15 protein-coding genes are annotated in these 18,101 nt (G+C 64.4%); 13 read left to right on the top strand and 2 right to left on the bottom strand.

Going from position 1 to position 18,101, the window contains the following annotated elements:
- Positions 1 to 53 precede the first annotated feature (53 nt).
- The 9 genes from KLP42_RS14105 (at position 54) to KLP42_RS27140 (ending at position 10,513) form a co-directional block, all read left to right on the top strand.
- On the top strand, positions 54 to 1,514 hold the full coding sequence (locus KLP42_RS14105; RefSeq protein WP_215567376.1) for a UDP-N-acetylmuramoyl-L-alanyl-D-glutamate--2,6-diaminopimelate ligase: 1,461 nt from the start codon (positions 54 to 56) through the stop codon (positions 1,512 to 1,514).
- A complete protein-coding gene (locus KLP42_RS14100) occupies positions 1,511 to 2,944 on the top strand; it encodes a UDP-N-acetylmuramoylalanyl-D-glutamyl-2,6-diaminopimelate--D-alanyl-D-alanine ligase (RefSeq protein ID WP_215567375.1) in 1,434 nt (477 codons plus the stop codon). Before KLP42_RS14105 ends, KLP42_RS14100 begins: the two co-directional genes overlap by 4 nt.
- A gap of 22 nt (positions 2,945 to 2,966) precedes the next feature.
- Complete coding sequence (gene mraY / locus KLP42_RS14095; protein WP_215567374.1) at positions 2,967 to 4,067, top strand: phospho-N-acetylmuramoyl-pentapeptide-transferase; 1,101 nt, start codon at positions 2,967 to 2,969, stop codon at positions 4,065 to 4,067.
- A 4-nt stretch (positions 4,068 to 4,071) separates the two neighbouring features.
- A complete protein-coding gene (murD, locus tag KLP42_RS14090) occupies positions 4,072 to 5,478 on the top strand; it encodes a UDP-N-acetylmuramoyl-L-alanine--D-glutamate ligase (RefSeq protein WP_215567373.1) in 1,407 nt (468 codons plus the stop codon).
- 1 nt (position 5,479) lies between these two features.
- Positions 5,480 to 6,634 (top strand): putative lipid II flippase FtsW, encoded by a 1,155-nt coding sequence (gene ftsW / locus KLP42_RS14085; RefSeq protein ID WP_215567372.1) that lies wholly within the window; start codon positions 5,480 to 5,482, stop codon positions 6,632 to 6,634.
- Positions 6,635 to 6,643: 9 nt separating this feature from the next.
- The gene (gene murG, locus KLP42_RS14080) at positions 6,644 to 7,768 is read left to right on the top strand and encodes an undecaprenyldiphospho-muramoylpentapeptide beta-N-acetylglucosaminyltransferase (RefSeq protein WP_215567371.1); all 1,125 of its coding nucleotides are present in this window, start codon (positions 6,644 to 6,646) and stop codon (positions 7,766 to 7,768) included.
- Entirely contained in the window at positions 7,765 to 9,180 is a 1,416-nt protein-coding gene (gene murC / locus KLP42_RS14075; protein WP_215567370.1) for a UDP-N-acetylmuramate--L-alanine ligase, read from the top strand. The genes murG and murC overlap by 4 nt, the downstream gene beginning before the upstream one ends.
- A complete protein-coding gene (gene murB / locus KLP42_RS14070) occupies positions 9,177 to 10,151 on the top strand; it encodes a UDP-N-acetylmuramate dehydrogenase (protein WP_215567369.1) in 975 nt (324 codons plus the stop codon). The genes murC and murB overlap by 4 nt, the downstream gene beginning before the upstream one ends.
- Positions 10,152 to 10,390: 239 nt before the next feature.
- Positions 10,391 to 10,513 (top strand): hypothetical protein, encoded by a 123-nt coding sequence (locus tag KLP42_RS27140; RefSeq protein ID WP_286675473.1) that lies wholly within the window; start codon positions 10,391 to 10,393, stop codon positions 10,511 to 10,513.
- A 77-nt stretch (positions 10,514 to 10,590) separates the two neighbouring features.
- On the opposite strand, the gene KLP42_RS14065 is transcribed toward KLP42_RS27140, so the two are convergent.
- On the bottom strand, positions 10,591 to 11,892 hold the full coding sequence (locus tag KLP42_RS14065) for an MFS transporter (RefSeq protein WP_215567368.1): 1,302 nt from the start codon (positions 11,890 to 11,892) through the stop codon (positions 10,591 to 10,593).
- Positions 11,893 to 12,144: 252 nt separating this feature from the next.
- Between KLP42_RS14065 and KLP42_RS14060 the strand changes: the two genes are divergently transcribed.
- The 4 genes from KLP42_RS14060 (at position 12,145) to ftsZ (ending at position 17,200) form a co-directional block, all read left to right on the top strand.
- Complete coding sequence (locus KLP42_RS14060) at positions 12,145 to 13,071, top strand: D-alanine--D-alanine ligase (protein ID WP_215567367.1); 927 nt, start codon at positions 12,145 to 12,147, stop codon at positions 13,069 to 13,071.
- On the top strand, positions 13,059 to 13,988 hold the full coding sequence (locus KLP42_RS14055) for a cell division protein FtsQ/DivIB (RefSeq protein ID WP_502941301.1): 930 nt from the start codon (positions 13,059 to 13,061) through the stop codon (positions 13,986 to 13,988). The genes KLP42_RS14060 and KLP42_RS14055 overlap by 13 nt, the downstream gene beginning before the upstream one ends.
- Positions 13,985 to 15,316, top strand: coding sequence for a cell division protein FtsA (gene ftsA / locus KLP42_RS14050; RefSeq protein WP_215567366.1), 1,332 nt, complete (start codon positions 13,985 to 13,987; stop codon positions 15,314 to 15,316). Before KLP42_RS14055 ends, ftsA begins: the two co-directional genes overlap by 4 nt.
- Before the next feature lie 84 nt (positions 15,317 to 15,400).
- On the top strand, positions 15,401 to 17,200 hold the full coding sequence (gene ftsZ / locus KLP42_RS14045) for a cell division protein FtsZ (protein WP_215567365.1): 1,800 nt from the start codon (positions 15,401 to 15,403) through the stop codon (positions 17,198 to 17,200).
- A gap of 144 nt (positions 17,201 to 17,344) precedes the next feature.
- Here the strand turns inward: ftsZ and KLP42_RS14040 are convergent, their stop codons facing one another.
- Positions 17,345 to 17,905 (bottom strand): hypothetical protein, encoded by a 561-nt coding sequence (locus KLP42_RS14040; protein WP_215567364.1) that lies wholly within the window; start codon positions 17,903 to 17,905, stop codon positions 17,345 to 17,347.
- Positions 17,906 to 18,101 lie beyond the last annotated feature (196 nt).

Here is an 18,101-nt window from a genome sequence, read left to right as displayed (position 1 = left end):
ATGGACCCCACGATTCGCGGCCCTACATGGGGTGCAGGTGAGAGAGGGTACCTATGAAATTGAATGCGCTCTCCGGAGGGGACTTTCCGGAGATAATCGAGACTCTTATGGGTGAGGCCGGCGCGCTGGACGTGACCGGCCTGACGGCCGATAGCCGGACCGTGAAGCCGGGTTCGCTGTTCGTGGCGGTTGCCGGCAGCAAGGCGGATGGCGCGGCCTATGTGGCGGATGCGGAGGCTCGCGGCGCGGTTGCCGTGGTCTCCTCCCATCCGGTTGCCGCTTCGGTACCGGTTCTGGTGGTCTCCGAGCCGCGCCGGTTTCTGGCGCTGGCGGCCTCGCGCTTTCATGGCGCCCAGCCGCAGACGATGGTGGCCGTCACCGGCACCGCCGGCAAGACCTCTGTTGCCTCCTTCACCCGTCAGATCTGGGCGCATGCCGGCCTTGCCGCAGCCCAGATCGGCACGACCGGCGTGATTTCCCCGACGCGTACCGAGGAAGGATCGCTGACGACGCCGGATCCGGTTGCCCTGCATGCCCTGCTTGCCGAACTTGCCGCCGAGGGCGTGACGCATGCCGCCATGGAGGCTTCCAGTCACGGGCTCGACCAGCATCGGCTTGACGGTGTGCGGCTCGCCGCCGGTGCCTTCACCAATCTCGGCCGCGACCACATGGACTATCACCCGACCATGGAAGACTACATGGCGGCGAAGATGCATCTGTTCGACCGCGTGCTGCCCAAGGGCAGCCCGGCGGTGATCTTTGCCGACGATCCCTGGTCCGGCGAGGCGATCCGGGTGGCACAGGCCAGCGGCCACCAGGTGCTGACCGTCGGTCGCGCCGGAACCTACCTGTCGCTGAAGCGCGTCGAGCACTTCCGTCACCGGCAACTGGTCGAAGTGCATGCCGATGGCGAGATCTTCGAGATCGACATGCCGCTGGCCGGCGATTTCCAGGTGGCCAATGCACTGGTTGCCGCAGGCCTTGCCATGGCAACGGGCCTGCCGGCCCGCTCGGCCTTGCCGGCGCTGGAAAGGCTGGTGGGTGCCTCCGGCCGTGTGGAGCTCGTGGGGCAGACGAAGGCCGGCGCGCTTGCCTATGTGGACTATGCCCACAAGCCGGATGCGCTTGCCAACGTGCTGCAATCGGTTCGGCCCTTCACCAGCGGCCGCCTGATCGTTGTCTTCGGTTGCGGCGGGGACCGTGACAAGGGCAAGAGGCCGATCATGGGCGAGGTGGCGACCCGGCTCGCCGACATCGCCATCGTGACCGACGACAATCCGCGTTCGGAAGACCCGGCCACCATCCGCGCGGAAATCCTGGCGGCGGCCCCCGGTGCGATCGAGATCGGCGACCGGGCCTCGGCCATCCGCCATGCGGTCTCGCTGCTGTCGTCGGGTGACACGCTGATCGTGGCCGGCAAGGGGCATGAGGAGGGGCAGAAGATCGGCTCGGTGGTTCTGCCGTTTTCCGATCACGTCGAAACCCGCAAGGCACTGGAGGAACTGAAAACGTGAACTGGTTGTGGAATACCGCGGACATGATGGCCGTCATGGGGGGGCGCCCGGTGGGCTCCGCTCCCGCCGGCGTGACCGGCATTTCCATCGACAGCCGTACGATCACCCCCGGCGAGGCCTTCTTCGCCATCAAGGGCGAGCGGGTGGACGGTCATGACTATGCAACGCTGGCGGTGGCCAATGGCGCCTCGCTGATCGTCGTCAGCGAGGCGAAGCTTCCGGCCCTCGGACGCCTCACCACGCCGATGATCGTGGTGGAGGACGTGCTTGCCGCGCTCGGCAAGCTGGCGGTTGCCGCGCGCTCCCGCAGCCGTGCCCAGATCGTGGCGGTGACCGGCTCCGTCGGCAAGACGACCACCAAGGAGATGCTGCGCAGCGTGCTCTCGCCTTCCGGCAAGGTGCATGCGGCCGTTGCCTCCTTCAACAATCACTGGGGCGTGCCGCTGACGCTTGCCCGCATGCCGGCCGATACCGAATACGGTGTGTTCGAGATCGGCATGAACCATCCCGACGAGATCCGTCCGCTGGTGAAGATGGTGCGCCCGCATGTATCGGTGATTACCACGATCGCGCCGGCCCATCTCGGCAATTTCAAGAGCCTTGACGAGATCGCCGCCGCCAAGGCGGAAATCCTGGAAGGCGTCGAGCCGAACGGCGTGGCACTGCTCAACCGGGACAACAAGTATTTCAGCCTCCTGGAACAGATGGCGCAGGCGCAGGGCGTGGCGAACATCCTCTCCTTCGGCCAGCATGCCAAGGCGGATTTCCGTCTGGCGGACTTCGAGGGCACCGGCGAAGGGTCGACCATCTGGGCGGTCGTCAATGGCGAGACCATGGAAGTGCATATCGGTGCGCCGGGACGCCACATTGCCGAAAACGCGATGATAGCGCTTGGCGTGGCCGCGCTGTTCGGCGCCGATCTCGAAGCCGCCCGCGATGCGCTGGCGCGGCTGCGCGCGGTCAAGGGGCGCGGAGAGCGGCATCGGCTGGAGATCGGTGGGGGCCATCTCACGCTGATCGACGAGAGCTACAACGCCAATCCGGCCTCCATGCGTGCCGCGATCGCGCTTCTGGCCGCCAGCCAGCCGGAAGCTTCTGGCCGGCGCATCGCCGTCATGGGCGACATGCTGGAAATGGGCGAATTCTCCGCCAAGGTGCATGAGGAACTGGCCGGACCGCTGCTGGCGGCCGGTATCGAGCATGTCTGGCTGGCAGGCCCGGAGATGGCGGCGCTGCGCGATGCGTTGCCGGACAGCGTTCATGTGGAATATCGCCCCACAACCGCCGAACTTTCCGACTTCGTGGTGCGCAGCGTGATTCCCGGCGACGTGCTGATGGTGAAATCCTCCCTCGGCCTTGGCTTCGGCAAGATCGTTTCCGCACTTATTGACAACTACCCGGCATTGCCTGACACGGAGCGCCAACTTTGACCGGCATCAAGAAAGACCCAAAATGCTGATCTGGCTTGTGGAGCTTGCGGGCACGTTCCAAATCTTCAACCTGTTTCGCTACATCACCTTCCGCACCGGCGCGGCGATGCTGACGGCGGCGCTGATCGTCTTCATGTTCGGCCCGCAGATGATCGCCTCGCTGCGCATCCGGCAGGGCAAGGGCCAGCCGATCCGCGCCGATGGCCCGCAGACCCATTTCAAGAAGGCGGGGACGCCGACCATGGGCGGGCTGATGATCCTGACCGGGATCGTCGGCGGCTCCCTGCTTTGGGCGGATCTGTCCAACGTCTACGTGGTCGCGACGCTGCTGGTCACGCTCGGCTTCGGGGCGATCGGCTTCTATGACGACTACCTGAAGGTGACGAAGCAGACCGACAAGGGCTTTTCCGGCCGCGCGCGCCTTGGCCTCGAATTCGTGATTGCCGCGATCGCGGTCTATTTCATGATGCGCACCTCCATTGCCAACAGCCCGGCCGGCTCGACGCTCGGCACATCCGTCGCCTTTCCCTTCTTCAAGGAACTGACGCTCAATCTCGGCATCTTCTTCGTGCTGTTCGGCGGTTTCGTCATCGTCTCTGCCGGCAATGCGGTGAACCTCACCGATGGCCTCGACGGACTTGCCATCGTGCCGGTGATGATTGCCGCGGCCTCCTTCGGCGTCATCGCCTATCTGGCCGGCAATGCCATCTTCGCCAACTACCTGCAGATCAACTTCGTGCCCGGCACCGGCGAACTTGCCGTCATCCTGGGGGCGGTGATCGGGGCGGGGCTCGGCTTCCTGTGGTTCAACGCGCCACCGGCCGCCATTTTCATGGGCGATACGGGCTCGCTGTCGCTCGGCGGCCTGATCGGCTCGGTGGCGGTTGCCACCAAGCACGAGATCGTCATGGCGATCATCGGCGGCCTGTTCGTCATGGAAACGCTGTCGGTGATCATCCAGGTCGGCTTCTTCAAGATGACGGGACGGCGCGTCTTCCTGATGGCGCCGATCCATCACCATTTCGAAAAGCTCGGCTGGACGGAAAGCCAGGTGGTCATCCGCTTCTGGATCATCGCCGTCGGCCTTGCCATCCTCGGTCTCTCCACCCTGAAGCTTCGGTGAGGCCATGATCCCGGTCACCACTTTCTCCGGCAGGAAGGTTGCTCTCTTCGGTCTTGGCGGCTCCGGCCTTGCCACTGCGCATGCGCTGGTTGCGGGCGGAGCAGAGGTGACGGTCTGGGACGACAATCCGGACAGCGTGGAGAAGGCAGCCGCAGCGGGGCTTGCGACGGCGGACCTGCGCGGCATCGACTGGGCGGCACAGTCGGCCCTGGTCCTGTCGCCGGGCGTGCCGCTCACGCATCCGAAACCGCACTGGAGCGTCGATCTGGCTCGTGCCGCCGGTGTCGAGATCATCGGCGACATCGAGCTTTTCGTGCGTGAGCGCCGGGCGCATGCGCCGTCCTGCCCCTTCATCGCAATCACCGGCACCAATGGCAAGTCGACGACCACTGCTCTCATCGCGCATATCCTGCGGATCAGTGGCCGTGACACCCAGCTGGGCGGCAATATCGGCACCGCCATCCTGACGCTCGAACCGCCACAGGACGGGCGTTTCTACGTGGTGGAGTGCTCCTCCTATCAGATCGATCTGGCGCCGACCATCGATCCGACCGCGGGCATTCTCCTGAACCTCACCCCTGACCATCTCGACCGCCACGGCACCATGCAGCATTATGCCGAGGTGAAGGAACGGCTGGTGGCTGGCAGCCACACCGCGATCGTCGGCGTCGACGACAGCCATTGCAGCCTGATCGCCGAGCGGATCGAGCGGGCCGGCGTTGCCGTCAGCCGCATTTCCCGCCGCAGTCCGCTTTCCGACGGCTTTTACGCCGAGGGCAGCCGCATCGTGGCGGCACAGGGCGGGGCGGGTACGGTCATTGCCGATCTTGCCGGTATCGACACGCTGAAGGGCGGCCACAATGCGCAGAATGCCGCCGCCGCCATTGCTGCCTGCCTTGCGGTCGGCCTCACGCCGGAAGAGGTGCGTGCCGGCCTGCAATCCTTCCCGGGCCTGAAGCATCGCATGCAGCCGGTGGCACGCCGCGGCGATGTGGTCTTCGTCAACGATTCGAAGGCGACCAATGCGGATGCCGCAGCACCGGCGCTTTCCAGCTACGAGCGCATCTTCTGGATCGCCGGGGGCCTGCCGAAGGCCGGCGGCATCACAAGCCTCGCACCACTCTTCGGGCATATCGTCAAGGCCTACCTGATCGGCGAGGCGGCGGCCGAATTCGCCGCCACGCTGGGAGAGGCGGTGCCCTACGAGATTTCCGGCACGCTGGACCGGGCCGTGGCGCATGCCGCGCGCGATGCCATTCAGGATGGCGGGCCCTCGGCCGTGATGCTGTCGCCCGCCTGCGCGAGCTTCGATCAGTTCAAGAATTTCGAGATCCGGGGCGAGGCCTTCGTCTCCCTCGTGGCAGAGCTTGACGGCGTATCCATGCTGGTCGAGCCGGAAAAGGGGACGTGAGATGGTAAGCCGCGCAGACCGAGGGGCGCTCGCAGACTGGTTCTGGACGATCGACCGCTATTTCCTGGCGACCTTCATCCTGCTGATGGGGATTGGCTTCATGCTGTCCTTTGCCGCCTCGCCGCCGGTGGCCGAACGCATCGGTCTGCCGAGCTTCCATTTCGTCGAACGGCACGCGGTCTTCCTCCTGCCGTCGCTGGCGGTGATGATCGGCCTTTCCTTCCTGACGCCGCGCCAGGTGCGCCGAACGGCGATCATCATTCTGGTGCTCTCCATCGTGATGATGGTGCTGGCGCTGTTCTTCGGTGTGGAGATCAAGGGCGCGCGGCGCTGGTTCTCCATCGGTCCGCTGTCGATCCAGCCCTCTGAATTCCTCAAGCCCGCCTTCGTGGTGGTCTGCGCCTGGCTGTTTGCCGAGCATTCGCGCCAGCCGGACATTCCCGGCAACCTGTTTGCCATGATCCTTTACGGCATTGTCGCGGCCCTGCTCGTCGCCCAGCCCGACCTCGGCCAGACGATCCTCACCAGCACGGTCTGGGGGGCGATGTTCTTCATGGCCGGCATGCCCTGGCTGTGGATCTTCCTGCTCGGCGGCCTTGGCGTCGGCGGCCTGTTTGCCGCCTACCACATCTTCCCGCACGTGGCAGGCCGTATCGACCGCTTCATGACGGGCGAGGGCGACACCTTCCAGGTGGATACCGCGCGCGAGGCCATCATCCGTGGCGACTGGTTCGGCCAGGGGCCGGGCGAGGGCATCGTCAAGCGCATCCTGCCGGACAGCCACACCGACTTCATCTTCTCGGTGGCGGCCGAGGAATTCGGCATCATCTTCTGCATGGCGCTGGTGGCGATCTTCGCGTTCATCGTCGTGCGCGGCCTCAGCCACGCCTATCGCGAGCGCAACGATTTCAACCGCTTTGCCGTGGCGGGGCTGGTGCTGCAGATCGGCATCCAGTCGATGATCAATATCGGCGTCAATCTGGAACTGATGCCGGCCAAGGGCATGACGCTGCCGCTCATCTCCTATGGCGGTTCCTCGATGGTCGCCATCTGCGTGACGGCCGGTTTCATTCTGGCGCTGACGCGCCATCGCCCCGAGAAACGGGCGCAGGAGCGCAGTCTCTTCCGCGTTTCGCAAGGCGTACCCGCGGAGTAAGGGACAAGCATGAGCAAGGGTATCATTCTGCTTGCCGCCGGCGGGACCGGCGGCCATCTGTTTCCGGCCGAAGCGCTGGGGCATGAACTGCGGCGGCGCGGCTACAGCGTGCATCTGGTCACCGACAAGCGCGCCGAGCGCTTCGCCGGCAGCTTTCCGGCCGACGAGATCCATGTCGTGGCCTCGGCCACCTTTGGCTCGAAGAATCCGGTCGCCGTGACCAGGGCGCTTCTGACGCTGTGGCAGGGCCTGCGATCCGCACGCCGGCTGATGACGCGGCTGAAGCCGCGGGCCGTCGTCGGTTTCGGCGGTTACCCGACGGTGCCGCCGCTTCTCGCCTCCACGGGGCTTGGCATTCCTTCGATCATTCACGAGCAGAATGCCGTGATGGGGCGCGCCAACAAGGCGCTTGCGGCGCGCGTGCGGGCGATTGCCGGTGGCTTCCTGCCGCAGGGCGAGGGAACATATGCGGCAAAGACGGTGACGACCGGCAATCCGGTGCGTCCGGCGGTTCTGGCGGCGGCGCAGCATCCCTACCTGCCCTCTCGCGGGGACGATCCCTTCCACCTCGTGGTGTTTGGCGGCAGCCAGGGCGCGCAGTTCTTCTCCGGTGCCGTGCCGACTGCGCTGGCACTTTTGCCGGAGGCGCTGCGCAAGCGCATTCGCCTGACCCAGCAGGCGCGTCCGGAAGACCGCCAGCAGGTCGAAGGCTGCATGGGCAAGCTGGCGATGGCGGCCGATATCTCGCCCTTCTTCGGCGACATGGCCGAGCGAATCGCTGCGGCGCATCTGGTGATCAGCCGTTCCGGTGCCTCCACCGTCTCCGAGATTTCGGTGATCGGCCGGCCGGCCATCCTGGTGCCCTATCCGTATGCGCTGGATCATGATCAGGCCGCCAATGCGGCGGCGCTGGTCAGCGCCGGTGGTGCCGACGTGGTGCCGCAGGCGGACCTTTCGCCGGAAAGGCTGGCCGGCATGATCTCCGCCGCCATGCGCGAGCCGGAACGGCTGGCGGCGATGGCGGATGCGGCGCGCAAGGTGGGGCGCCCGGATGCGGCAAGCTTGCTCGCCGATCTGGTTGTCGGTATTGCCGACGGACAGGGTATTTCGAAATTCAGGGGAGTGCGCTCATGAAAATGCCGAAGGCCATCGGGCTGGTCCATTTCATCGGCATCGGCGGGATCGGCATGAGCGGCATCGCCGAGGTTCTGCACAATCTCGGCCACCGCGTGCAGGGGTCCGACCAGTCGGATGGCGCCAATGTCCAGCGTCTGCGCGACAAGGGCATTCCGGTCTTCGTCGGCCATCAGGCCGAAAACCTGGGGGATGCCGAAGTCGTCGTCGTCTCGACCGCGATTAAGAAGAACAATCCGGAACTGGTTGCGGCGCGCGAAAAATCGCTGCCGATCGTGCGTCGCGCCGAAATGCTCGCCGAACTGATGCGCTTCCGCAATGCGATCGCCATCGGCGGCACGCATGGCAAGACCACGACGACATCGATGGTGGCGGCCCTTCTGGAAGCCGGTTCGCTCGATCCGACCGTCATCAATGGCGGCATCATCAATGCCTATGGCACCAATGCGCGCATGGGCGAAGGCGAATGGATGGTGGTCGAGGCCGACGAATCGGATGGTACCTTCCTGAAGCTTCCGGCCGATGTTGCCGTGGTCACCAACATCGATCCGGAGCACCTCGATCATTACGGCAATTTCGACGCCGTGCGGGCCGCTTTCCGCCAGTTCGTGGAAAATGTGCCCTTCTACGGTTTCGGCGTGCTGTGTATCGACCATCCGGAAGTGCAGCAACTGGTCGGCAAGATCGAGGATCGCAAGATCGTCACCTATGGCGAGAACCCGCAGGCCGATGCGCGCTTCTCGAACGTGCGGATGGAAGGCACCCGGTCGATCTTCGACGTGGAAATCCGTCGCCGCCGCACGGGCCGCGTCTTCACCTTCAAGGATCTCAGCCTGCCGATGCCCGGCCGTCACAACATCTCGAATGCCACGGCGGCGATTGCCGTTGCCAACCGGCTGGGCATATCGGAAGAGGGCATCCGCAAGGGACTTGCCTCGTTCGGTGGTGTGAAGCGCCGCTTCACCCTGACGGGCACCTGGAACGGCGTGTCGGTGTTCGATGATTACGGACACCATCCGGTGGAAATCAAGGCCGTGCTGAAGGCGGCGCGCGAAAGCTGCCAGGGCCGTATCATTGCGGTGCATCAGCCGCACCGCTACAGCCGTCTGTCGAGCCTGTTTGAGGATTTCGTCACCTGCTTCAACGATGCCGACAGCATTCTCATTGCGCCGGTCTATGCGGCAGGTGAAGATCCGGTCGAGGGCGTGAATTCGGAGGCGCTGGTATCGCGCATCCGCGCCGGCGGCCATCGCGACGCGCGCTATCTTCCCACGCCGGATCTTCTGCCGGGATTGATCGCCGGCATTGCAAAGCCGGGTGATTTCGTGGTTCTTCTTGGGGCTGGCAATATCACGCAATGGGCGGCGGCCTTGCCACGGGAATTGGAAAGTATTTCGGGACAGTCTGCATGAAACAGGTGAATGGGGAAAAGCTGCTGGCATCGCTCGGGTCCGGGGTCAGCGCATTGCGAGGCCGGCTGACGCCCGATGCGCCGATGGAGCGCGTGACCTGGTTCCAGGCCGGCGGTCTGGCGGAACTGATGTTCCAGCCGCATGACGTGGATGATCTGGTGACCTTCCTTCAACTGGTGCCGCAAGAGGTGCCGTTGACGGTGGTCGGCGTCGGCTCCAACCTTCTGGTGCGCGACGGCGGTATTCCGGGCGTGGTGATTCGCCTCTCCGCCAAGGGCTTCGGGCAACTGGAACTGGCCGGGGACAACCGTATCATGGCCGGCGCGATATGCCCGGACAAGTATATCGCCGCGATGGCCATGGACAACGGCATCGGCGGCTTTGCCTTCTACTACGGCATTCCGGGCTCGATCGGCGGCGCGCTGCGCATGAATGCCGGTGCCAATGGCGGCGAGACCGCGGCCCGCGTCGTGGAAGTGCATGCCGTCGACCGCAAGGGCGAGAAGCATGTGCTGACCAGGGAAGAGATGGGCTACAGCTACCGCCATTCGAAGGCGCCGGCCGACCTGATCTTCACCCATGCGGTGTTCGAGGGCTATCCGGACGATCGTGCCAAGATCCGCAGCGAAATGGATGCGGTGCGCCAGCACCGCGAGACCGTGCAGCCGGTCAAGGAAAAGACCGGCGGTTCGACCTTCAAGAACCCGCCCGGTCATTCTGCCTGGGAACTGATCGACGATGCCGGCTGCCGCGGCCTGATGAATGGCGGCGCCCAGATGTCCTCCCTGCATTGCAATTTCATGATCAATATCGGCCACGCGACCGGCTATGATCTGGAATATCTCGGGGAGAGCGTGCGCCAGCGCGTGTTCGAAACCTCCGGCGTGAAGCTGGAATGGGAAATCAAGCGCCTCGGCATCTTCATGCCGGGTCGTGAGGTGCGTCCGTTTCAGGGGGTGACGACGGAGTGAGCTTGTCCTGACGGGGCCGACGTGAGCCTGATCCACAACGAACGGACCAAATTGCTGGCGAATTCCCTGGATCGGCTTTCGACGGCCTGTGTCGCCGCAGGCTTCATAGCGCCGGCGACGGCGCTGTCGTCAGGTCAATCGACGATATCGATTGGGATCCTGATTTCAACGGGCGCTTGGCTTTCGGGTGCCGTTCTCCTACATTTACTGGCGAGACGCGCGCTTGGAGGGTTGATCCCATGAATTCAGCGACCTTCTTCTTCCTGTATCTGCTTCCCTTCGTCATCGCGGGAGCGGGCTGGATTGCTGTTGTGCTGAATGAGCGCAGTGCTCCCAAGGATCGAATGCACCCCGGCGAATAACACCGCCAGTCTCATGAAAAAGGCCCGCGATATCAGCAGTATCGCGGGCCTTTTTCCTGTCAAGCATCGGGATCTTTTCAGACCTCTTCCTTGCCCGAAAGCAGGATGCAGAGAAGCGTGATCACCGCGGCGATGCCAAGATAGTAGCCGACATAGGTCATGCCGTAGGTGGTCTGCAGCCAGGTGGCGATGTAGGGCGCAAGCGAGGCGCCGAAGATGCCGGCAAAGTTGAAGGTGATGGAGGAGCCCGTGTAGCGCACCGCCGTCGGGAATGGCGCTGCGAGTGCCGTGCCGATCAGGCCGTAGGTCAGGCCCATCAGCGCCATGGACGAGGCCGAGAAGATGAAGATCGCCGTCTCGCCGCTCGTCATCAGGGTCGGCAGCAGGAAGGAGAACAGGCCGATCAGCACGGTGACGGCGATCAGCAACTCGCGGCGACCCACCCGGTCGGCCAGCTTGCCGGCCAGCGGGATGAACAGGCCGAAGACCACCGAGCCCAGCAGCTGCACTTCCAGCGCATCGATGAAGGAGATCTTCAGCACCTTCACATTGTAGGACAGCAGATAGGCGGAGCCGATGTAGAACAGCACGAAGGTGGCAAGCGCCACGAAGGTGCCGAGCACGAGGCTGCGCTTGTGGTGACGGAACAGTTCGGCAACCGGCACCTCGACGCGCTCGTGCTTGTCGATGGCCTTCTGGAAGGCCGGCGTCTCGGTGATCGACAGGCGAACCCAGAGCCCGACGGCAATCAGCAGGATCGAGGCGAGAAAGGGCACGCGCCAGCCCCAGCTCAGCAGCGCTTCCTGCGGCATCAGGTGCAGCAGCAGCCAGAAGATGCCCGAGGAGAGAAACAGGCCGACCGGTGCGCCGAGCTGCGGGAACATGCCATACCAGCTGCGCTTGCCGGGCGGTGCATTTTCCGTGGCCAGCAGCACGGCGCCGCCCCATTCGCCGCCAAGCCCGAAGCCCTGGCCGAATCGGCACAGTGCCAGAAGCAGCGGCGCGAACACGCCGATCTGCTCGTAGGAGGGCAGCAGGCCGATCACGACGGTGGAGATGCCCATCGTAAGCAGCGCGGCAACCAGCGTCGTCTTGCGGCCGATGCGATCGCCGAAATGGCCGAACACCACCGCGCCGAACGGCCGAGCGAAGAAGGCGATGGAGAAGGTGGCGAAGGAGGCCAGAAGGGCCGTCATCGGGTCGCTGTTGGGGAAGAACAGCGTGGGGAACACCAGCACGGCCGCCGTGGCGTACACATAGAAGTCGAAAAATTCGATCGTCGTGCCGACCAGGCTCGCCGTCAGGACACGTGCAGGGGAGTTCAAAGCAGGTGTCAACGGCGCTGCTGCCGGCGACGCCTTGCGCATCGCGTTTGTCATCATCTTGTCCAATGAAAGTGAGCAGGAGCATTAAAAGGAAGTGTTAGCGCTGCCATAAAGCAGTTTTCCTGCGAATGAAACTTTTTTTGCGCAATTTTTATGGCGCGTCCCGCTGGCGGAGCGTGCGGGCGATGGTGCCTTCGCCGGGGCGGGTTAACCAAAGTAAACGATTCATTAACTATGTTCGGTCTCTAATGAGAGCACGTCGAGAATCAATCTCGCACGACGGCGATGGCTTTCAGGGAGCGGTTTATGGTTGGCAAGCATGTGGCGGTTCTGATGGGAGGATTGTCTTCCGAACGCCCTGTCAGCCTGTCCTCCGGCAATGCCTGTGCTCTCGCGCTCGAGGCGGAAGGTTTTCGTGTCACGCGCATCGATGTGGGGCGTGACGTGGCGGCCGTACTTGCCGAACTTCGTCCGGATGTCGCCTTCAATGCCCTGCACGGTCCCTTTGGTGAGGATGGCACGATCCAGGGCATTCTCGAATATCTCCAGATTCCCTATACGCATTCCGGCGTTCTGGCCTCCGCCCTGTCGATGGACAAGGCGCGTGCCAAGGTGGTTGCAGCCGCTGCCGGAGTTCCTGTCGCTGCGGGCCTGGTGCTTGATCGGCACGATATCGGCTCGGAGCATCCGATGGAGCCGCCCTATGTGGTCAAGCCGGTCTGCGAAGGCTCGTCCTTCGGCGTGGTCATCGTGCGCGAGGGGCAGTCGCATCCGCCGCAGGTGCTCGGCTCGTCCGAGTGGCGCTATGGCGATCGCGTGCTGGTCGAGCGCTATGTGGCGGGACGCGAACTGACCTGCGGCGTGATGGGCGATCGTGTGCTCGGCGTTACCGAAGTGGTTCCGTTGTCGGGCGCCTTTTATGATTATGATGCGAAATATGCCGCCGGCGGCTCGAAGCATGTCATCCCGGCAGAAGTTTCACCAAATATTTACCAAAAGGTACAAACACTCGCTCTCAAGGCGCATCAGGCGATGGGGTGTCGCGGCGTGAGTCGGTCCGACTTTCGCTTCAACGATCAATCGACCGGAGACGGCGAGCTTGTATGGCTGGAGGTGAATACCCAGCCCGGCATGACCCCGACTTCGCTGGTGCCCGAAATGGCCTCGCATGCAGGCCTTTCCTTTGGTGATCTCGTCCGCTGGATGGTGGAGGACGCGTCGTGTTCGCGCTGAGAGACAAAAGAGCCCCGGTTTCCCGCGGGCGCCCGTCGCAGTACCCGGTTGCCGAGGACCGGATGGTGCTGCCGCGCCCGCTGCGTCGCATCGTCCGCTTCTGTGTCAGCCTGGCAACGGGCCGCATCCACATTCCCCGCCACACGGGGACGGCTTCGGTATTCGTCATGTTCGGTGCCGTCGGCCTTTACGGCATGTCGGTCGGCGGTCACACGCAGGATGTCGCCCAGGCAACCACGTCTGCCGCCGGCTTCGCCATCGAGAAGGTGATGGTGTCCGGCAATGTGCAGACCTCCGAGATCGATATCCTGCAGATGCTGGGTCTGGATGGCGCCACCTCGCTTCTTTCGCTCGATATCGAGGCGGCGCGGCGCCGCCTCAGCGAGCTGCCCTGGGTGGAATATGCCGAGGTTCGCAAGATCTATCCGAAGACGATCGAGGTAACGCTCAAGGAGCGCCAGGCTTTCGGGATCTGGCAGCATGGTTCGGAACTGTCGCTGATCGAAAAGAACGGCAGCGTGATTGCGCCGCTGCGCGACAACAAGTTTGCCTCCCTGCCATTGTTCGTCGGCCGCGATGCGGAGACGGAAGCCGCCGATTTCCAGCAGGAAATGGCCAAGTGGCCGGACCTGCAGCGGCGCGTGCGCGCCTATGTGCGGGTCGCAAGCCGCCGCTGGGATCTGCATCTCGACAATGGCGTGGTCATCAGCCTGCCGGAGACGGATATTCAGCCGGCGCTGGCGCTGCTGTCGCGATACGAGACGAGCGAAGGCCTGCTGGAGCGCGATATCGCGGCCGTCGACCTGCGACTCGCCGACCGTACGACCATCCGGCTGACGCCGGGTGCTGCAGAGCGCCGCGATGCCGCTGTTGCTGCGCGCGCCAAGGCGCTGAAGAAGGCAGGAGGTGAAACGTGAGCCTGTTCGGTTCTGCCGGTTTCGGACTGCCGCGTCTGAAGCCCCTGTCGTCGAAGCGTTCGCACGTCGTGTCGGTGCTCGACATCGGCTCCAGCAAGGTCGTCTGCATGATCGGCCGTCTGACGCCACGCGCCGAAAGCCAGATCCTGCCGAATCGCACCCACAGTGTGGAGATCATCGGCATCGGTCACCAGCGCTCGCGCGGCGTGAAGTCCGGCGTGATTGCCGATCTCGATGCGGTCGAAAGCGTCGTGCGGCTGGCCGTCGATGCGGCCGAGCGCATGGCGGGGCTGACGGTCGACAGCCTGATCGTCAATGTCTCGGCTGGACGAATCACCAGCGATGTCTATACGGCCACCATCGATCTCGGCGGCCAGGAAGTGGATGCCTCGGATCTGCGCAAGGTGCTGTCGGCCGCAAGCCAACAGTCGCTGCGTCAGGAGCGCGCGGTACTGCATTCGCTGCCAACCGGCTTCTCGCTGGATGGCGAGCGCGGCATCCGCGACCCGCTCGGCATGTTCGGCGACATTCTCGGCGTCGACATGCATGTGGTGGCGGCCGAGCGCGCGGCGCTGAAGAACCTGGAGCTGTGCGTCAACCGCGCGCATCTGTCTGTCGAAGGCATTGTGGCGACGCCCTATGCCAGCGGACTGGCTGCGCTGGTGGACGATGAGGTCGAGCTTGGCTGTGCGGCGATCGACATGGGCGGCGGCACCACCACGATCTCGGTGTTTGCCGAGGGCAAGCTGGTGCACACCGATGCGATCGGCATCGGCGGCCACCACGTGACGACGGACCTCGCACGCGGGCTTTCCACCCGCATCGAGGATGCCGAGCGCCTGAAGGTGGTCCACGGCTCCGCCATCAGCACCGGTGCGGACGAGCGCGACATGATTGCCGTGCCGCCGATCGGCGAGGATGACCGTGACCTGCCGACGCAGGTGCCGCGGTCTCTGGTGACCCGCATCGTGCGGGCCCGCCTCGAGGAGACGCTCGAACTCATTCGCGACCGTATCCAGAAGTCGGGTTTCAGCCCGATCGTCGGGAAACGCGTCGTGCTGACCGGCGGTGCCAGCCAGTTGACGGGTCTGCCGGAAACGGCGCGTCGCATCCTGGCCCGCAATGTCCGGATCGGCCGCCCGATGGGGGTATCGGGTCTGCCGGCAGCGGCCAAGGGGCCGGCTTTCTCCACCGCGGTCGGTCTGCTGATCTACCCGCAGGTGGCGGACATGGAGACACATGCCGGGCAGGGCGGGCTTCTGGCCTCGCTCGGCAATGGCAACAGCCGCATTGCCCGCATGGGGCAGTGGCTCAAGGAAAGTTTCTGACGCTCGAAAACAGGCGAGAGCGTCAGCCCAGTTGAAAGAATCGGCCCGCTTGGCGAGGCGGCCAGAGAAAGAAGGAACGGTTACATGCCCATCAATCTGCAAAAGCCGGACATCACCGAGCTGAAGCCTCGGATCACCGTCTTCGGCGTTGGCGGCGGCGGCGGCAACGCCGTCAACAACATGATCACCGCGGGCTTGGAAGGCGTCGACTTCGTCGTTGCCAACACCGACGCCCAGGCGCTGACCATGTCCAAGGCCGAGCGCATCATCCAGATGGGTGTGCAGGTAACCGAAGGCCTCGGCGCAGGCTCGCAGCCGGAAGTCGGCCGCGCGGCGGCCGAGGAATGCCTCGACGAAATCATCGACCATCTCAGCAGCACCCACATGTGCTTCGTCACCGCCGGCATGGGCGGCGGCACGGGCACCGGCGCCGCTCCGGTCGTGGCCCAGGCCGCCCGCAACAAGGGCATCCTGACGGTCGGCGTTGTCACCAAGCCTTTCCATTTCGAAGGCCAGCGCCGCATGCGCCTGGCAGAGATGGGCATCCAGGAACTGCAGAAGTCGGTCGACACGCTGATCGTCATCCCCAACCAGAACCTGTTCCGCATTGCCAACGACAAGACCACCTTCGCCGATGCCTTCGCAATGGCCGACCAGGTGCTCTATTCCGGCGTTGCCTGCATCACCGACCTGATGGTGAAGGAAGGTCTCATCAACCTCGACTTCGCCGACGTTCGCTCCGTGATGCGTGAAATGGGCCGCGCCATGATGGGCACCGGCGAAGCCTCGGGCCAGGGCCGCGCCATGCAGGCAGCCGAAGCCGCGATTGCCAACCCGCTGCTCGACGAAACCTCGATGAAGGGCGCGCAGGGTCTCCTGATCTCCATCACCGGCGGTCGCGACCTGACGCTGTTCGAAGTCGATGAAGCGGCTACCCGCATCCGCGAGGAAGTCGATCCGGACGCCAACATCATTCTCGGCGCGACCTTCGACGAAGCGCTGGAAGGCGTCATCCGCGTGTCCGTCGTTGCCACCGGCATCGACCGCGCCATGACCGAAAACGACCTGCGTGCCGCTGAGATGCGCGCCGCGCAGAAGCCGATTATCCGTCCCTCCGCGGCCGTTGCTTCGGCACCGGCCGCAGCCCAGCCTGCAATGGCGCAGGCACCCCGTTCCGTCCCGGTTGACCCGGTTGCCGAAACGATCCGTCAGGCGGAAGCCCAGATGGAACGCGAACTGTCGATCTCCAGCCTGCAGCCGTCCGCACCCGCGCCGCAGCCCGTCCATCATCAGCCTGCCCAGGCGGCGATGCAGGACGAGTTCCGTCCGCAGAGCCGGCTGTTCCAGTCGGCTGAGCCGGTCATGAGCCGCCCGGCGCCTGCCCCGTCACAGCCTGCCGCTCCGGTCTATGCCGCCCAGCCGCAGCCGGCACCGATGATGGCCCAGCCGCAGCAGATGCAGCCGCAGCCGGCACCGCGGATGGCTCCGCAGCCGGTCGAACAGGCCGCGCCGATCATTCGTTCGGCCCCGGAGCAGGTGCGCATGCCGCGCGTGGAAGACTTCCCGCCGGTCGTGAAGGCCGAGATGGAGCACCGCAGCCAGCCGGCACAGGCCTCCGCCGAAGAGCGCGGCCCGATGGGCCTGCTGAAGCGGATCACCAATTCGCTGGGCCGCCGCGAGGACGAGGAAGCGCCGGTCGGCGACATGACCTCGGCTCCGGCTGCCTCCTCGCAGCAGCGTCGCCCGCTGTCGCCGGAAGCAAGCCTCTACGCACCGCGTCGTGGCAACCTGGATGATCACGGCCGCGCTTCCCCTGCGTCGCGTGCGCAGCATGAAGACGACCAGCTGGAAATTCCGGCTTTCCTTCGCCGTCAGTCCACCTGACGGCCACGGGCCCGGCGCTCGCCGGGCCTCATCTCTCCGCCTCGCAAGCCTGAGAAGAAAATGCCCGTACCGCTTCGGCGATCCGGGCATTTTCTGTTATGGAAGAGATCCCGGTTCTTTTGCGGAAGAGCGGGGAAACGCTTCTCAGTGCGCGAGACGGATGTCGGTCACTTCCGTGCGCTTCGGGCTCCAGCTGAAGGAAACAACCTCGCCGAAGCTTTCCGGAAAGGTGAAGGTCTGTGCCTCGGTGTAATTGCCCCGCACGGTGATCGCATAGGCGGTAGTGCTGCCGGAGGCGAGCTTGCCGACGAACATGATGGACTGGGTCGGCGTCGCAAGATCCGGATTGCGGATCTTTATCGATTTCAGCCGGAACGGTCGTTCCGATTCGGACGACAGCATGAAATTGAGATTTTCGCTGGCGGGAACGGCAAAGGTGCGGCTGTCGCGGGCATCCCGCACGGCGAAGATGCATTCCTGCTCGCCGCCGCAGGGCCGCAGGCCGGCGCGCGCGCTCAGCACATAGCCGCTTTCGTCATAGATCGAAGCGGATCCACCGACCGTGAGGCCGGACATCGTCAGCACCGTCTCGGCGCCGACCGTCTTGCACTTTTCGGAGCCGCCCGCCGCGTTCTGCGCCACGGTCAGCGCAACGCCGGTGATCCTCGCGGCGCAGGGTTGCGATGCTTCTGCCGGAGCAGCCATCACGAATCCACAAATTGAAAATGTAATGTATAACGCGGATGAAATACACGCCGCCCGTCGCATCTGCGGCGGAAAGACCTGCTGCGAACCGTGCGATTGTGTAATCACGAGCGTTTCCTCCGTCTTCTTTGTGTTTTTAACGCATTTTTGCACAGTATTGAATTCTTGACGCCATCGTCAAGCCACACTCTCATGT

The sequence above is a fragment of the Rhizobium sp. CSW-27 genome, assembly GCF_018760785.1.
Classification (GTDB): Bacteria; Pseudomonadota; Alphaproteobacteria; order Rhizobiales; family Rhizobiaceae; genus Neorhizobium.
The sequence above is the reverse complement of the archived record's forward strand: the minus strand, read 5'-3'. Positions and strand labels throughout refer to the sequence as shown.